General features: G+C 56.6%; 3 protein-coding genes and 1 other RNA gene. All 4 read left to right on the top strand.

The features are described from left to right. Nucleotides 1-46 precede the first annotated feature (46 nt). Nucleotides 47-223, top strand: a non-coding RNA gene (gene ssrS / locus TX82_RS15820) — 6S RNA. Between the two features lie 339 nt (nucleotides 224-562). Then, complete coding sequence (locus tag TX82_RS13595) at nucleotides 563-1135, top strand: 5-formyltetrahydrofolate cyclo-ligase (protein ID WP_005011887.1); 573 nt, start codon at nucleotides 563-565, stop codon at nucleotides 1133-1135. 80 nt (nucleotides 1136-1215) lie between these two features. After that, on the top strand, nucleotides 1216-2778 hold the full coding sequence (gene rny / locus TX82_RS13590) for a ribonuclease Y (protein WP_371828209.1): 1563 nt from the start codon (nucleotides 1216-1218) through the stop codon (nucleotides 2776-2778). 90 nt (nucleotides 2779-2868) lie between these two features. Then, on the top strand, nucleotides 2869-3818 hold a 950-nt coding region (locus tag TX82_RS15815), incomplete at its 3' end, for an amino acid--tRNA ligase-related protein (protein ID WP_042251324.1).

Raw genomic sequence — 3818 nt, 5'->3', positions numbered from 1 at the left:
GGGGTTCGGGGGTTGTGCTACGATTGATCGAAAATTAGGGTACAGTGCTTCCCTGTGGTGCTCGAGTATAAAATCAATTCTTGAGCCAACATTAACCAACGGGATCGAAACTGGCTGTGGTGAGCAAGCCTCCGTCGGAGGAAGCCTGAAACAGTTCACGGAGAACCCACCTGTCCTTGGCAGGTTCAAAAACTGATTTTGGCACGGTACACACGGGGAAGCATTTCTGAATATTTTTGTGGGTGTGAAGGCGTTTAATCCGGTCGCCGGTTCCCTTCAAGGGGGCGAACTGAAAACCCGGTGAAACCGGCCTGAATTTTGAAAAGGATCAACGGATCTTGAATCAGGGATACGTTATTAAATATAAAATCTGGACAACTCCCCAACGGTTTGCCGGAAGGTCCTCGCCTTTTGCAGTGCGGCCGGGTGCCACAAGCCAGCGCAAACCCGATTCTTCCCGTGATTCGGAAGGGTCCGGTTGACGCGGCAGACCGCTTCCACCGACTCCTCCAGAGCCTGACCCTCTTTCATTTGGTTTCACCCGCGGAATATTGAGGGCTCTTTGCATTCGAAAGCAGTCATCCGGAAAAAGATTCTGGCCCATCGCCGGACCCTGGATCCGGAAACCCTGAAAGCGTTGAGCGGCCGCATCACCGAAACGGTGCTGAAACTGGACGCGTTCCGACGTGCGGGTACCATGTTGATTTACCTGTCCATTCCCGGTGAGGTGGAAACGGACGGCTTGGTCAGCGCGGCGCTGGATGCCGGCAAGCGGGTGTGTGTGCCGGTCATCGACTCCCGGAGGGGCGAGCTCACCGCCATGCACCTGCCGGGATGGGACATTGAGTTCCAAACCGGACCGTTTGGCATCCGCGAACCGGAATACCGTTCCCAGAAGCGGGTGCCGCCGGAGGAAATCGATCTGGTTTTGTTGCCGGGTCTGGCTTTTGACAGGAAAGGGGGACGCATCGGGTATGGCAAGGGGTACTTCGACCGGTTTCTGGACCGGTTGAACGACCGCGCAGGCAGGATTGCACTGGCTTTCGATTTCCAGATTCACGACACCCTGCCTCAAAGCCCTTTGGACCGGCGCGTTCACAAAATCATCACTGAGAAAGAGATCATTCATTGCTGAGCGGAGGGTTCCGTTCGGGCAGGATGTTTTGAGATATAAACAGGGGTTACGTTATGGGAAATGCAACGGGTGGTATGGAACTGAGCTTGGTGACATTGATTGTGAGCCTGGCCGGAACTCTGGGTATCGGGTTTTTCGCCGGATACCTTCTGCGTAAGAAACTCTCTGAGTTTCAGTTGAAAGAATCGGAGGAACTGGGCGCCAAGATCATTCACGAAGCGGAAAAAGAAGCGGAGACGATTAAGAAAGGAGCCGAGCTCCAAATCAAGGAAGAGCAGATTGCCATCCGGGCCCGAATGGAGAAAGAACTGGAAGGCGAGTTGGGCGAACTGCGCGAGCAGGAAAAGGCCATTCGCCAGAAAGAAACCGAGCTGAACAACCTCATCGAAAAAAACCGCCAGGCGGAACGCAATTTTGAATACCGCGGCAAGGAACTCGACGAAAAAGAAGCCGCGGTTGCGAAACAGAAACAGGAATACGAAACGCTGGTCGTCGAACAGATCAAAAAACTCGAATCCATCAGCAACTACACCGCCGAGGAAGCAAAGGAGGCGATCCGCAACCAGATGCTGGAAGAAGCGCGCCAGGATGCGGCCCGCCAGGTGAAACGCATTGAGGAAGAGGCACGCACCAATGCGGAAGAAGAAGCGCGGCGCCTCATTTCCATGGCGGTGCAGCGGCTGGCCTCCGACCACGTGGCGGAGACGACCGTTTCCGTGGTCGAATTGCCGAACGACGACATCAAAGGCCGCATCATCGGCCGCGAAGGACGCAACATCCGCGCACTCGAGCAGAGCACGGGAGTCGATCTCATCATCGACGACACCCCGGGCGCGGTGGTGCTGTCCAGTTTCGATCCCATCCGCCGCGAGATCGCGCGCCGCGCGCTGGAGAAACTCACGTTGGACGGACGCATCCACCCCGGCCGCATCGAGGAAGTGGTCTCCAAGTGCAAAAAGGAAATCAACCAGGACATCATCGACGCCGGCGAGCAGGCGGTGATGGACGTGGGCGTGGACCGGATGCACCCGGACATGGTAAAACTGCTCGGCCGCCTCAAGTACCGTACCAGTTACACGCAGAACGTGCTCCAGCATTCCAAGGAAGTGGCCTGGGTGTGCGGCGCGATCGCATCCGAGATGGGACTGGACGTGCAATTGGCGAAACGTTGCGGCCTTCTGCATGACATCGGCAAGGCCATCGACCGGCAGACCGACGGCACACACACGGCGCTGGGTGTGGACATAGCCAATCGCTACAACGAGCACAAGTACGTGGTCAACGCCATCGGCGCGCATCACGAAGACATCGAACCGGATTCCATTTACGCCGTGCTGGTTGCGGCCGGGGATACGATCTCCGCGTCCCGGCCGGGCGCGCGCCGCGAAATGCTGGAGACCTACGTAAAACGAATGTCGCAGCTGGAAGAAATTGGCGATTCGTTCAAGGGTGTCGAAAAGACCTATGCCATCCAGGCCGGACGCGAGGTTCGCATCGTCGTCGTTCCCGACAATATCACCGACGAGGAAGCCATCCTGCTGTCCAAGGACGTGGCCAAACGCATCGAAAAGGAAGTGACGTACCCCGGCGAAATCAAGATCACCGTGGTGCGCGAATCCCGCTTTGTGCAGATCGCCCGCTGATAACGGCGGTCCGTCAGCAATCCGAAAACTCCCATGCACCCGCTTGCTGAACCCGGGTGTGTTCCTTCAAATTCCCTAGCCTCCGAATTCATGGAAGAGACCAGCAATTTTCTACAACAGCGCCGCGACAAACTCGATGAACTGCGGCAGATGGGTGTCAACCCCTACATCAACCGCTTCAAGGTCAACGCACATATCGGCGACCTTTTGTCCGCTCACGGGGATAAAAGCAAGGAAACGCTCGATGAGGAAAATCTGAATTTTGTCGTCGCCGGGCGCGTCATGACCCGCCGCAAGCATGGCAAGACCACGTTCTGCCACATCAAGGACGGCACCGGACAGTTCCAGATTTACGTGAAGAAGGATGATATCGGCGCGGACAACTACGAATGGTTCAGCAAGGTGGATATGGGGGATTTCCTCGGCGCCGAGGGGCGGTTGTCCAAAACCAAAACGGGAGAGCTCACCCTGTTCTGCACGAAGGTCACCCTGCTTTCCAAATCGCTCCTGCCGCTTCCGGAAAAATGGCACGGTCTGAAAGATGTCGAACTGCGTTACCGTCAGCGGTACGTGGACCTCATCGTCAATCCCGAGGTGAAGGATGTGTTCGTGGCGCGGAGCCGCATCATCCAGGCCATCCGCACTTTTTTGAACGATCGTGGTTACCTGGAAGTCGAAACGCCGATGATGCAGTCCATTCCCGGCGGCGCGACGGCGAAACCGTTCAAGACACACCACAATGCGCTCGACATGGAACTGTACCTGCGTGTGGCGCCGGAGTTGTTCCTGAAACGGCTGGTGGTCGGCGGCATCGACCGGGTGTACGAGATCAACCGCAATTTTCGCAACGAAGGCATTTCCACCCAGCACAATCCCGAGTTCACCATGCTGGAGTTCTACACCGCCTACGCGGATTACCTGGACCTGATGGGCCTGACCGAGGAGTTGTTCCGTTTCATCGGTACCACCGTGTTCAACACGCTCACCTTCCCCTGTACGATCAACGACAAGGAAGGCCGTACCGAAACCCTCGATTTGTC

Origin of the sequence: Nitrospina gracilis 3/211, from assembly GCF_000341545.2 — a bacterium.
Taxonomy (GTDB): Bacteria; Nitrospinota; Nitrospinia; order Nitrospinales; family Nitrospinaceae; genus Nitrospina; species Nitrospina gracilis.
The sequence above is the reverse complement of the archived record's forward strand: the minus strand, read 5'-3'. Positions and strand labels throughout refer to the sequence as shown.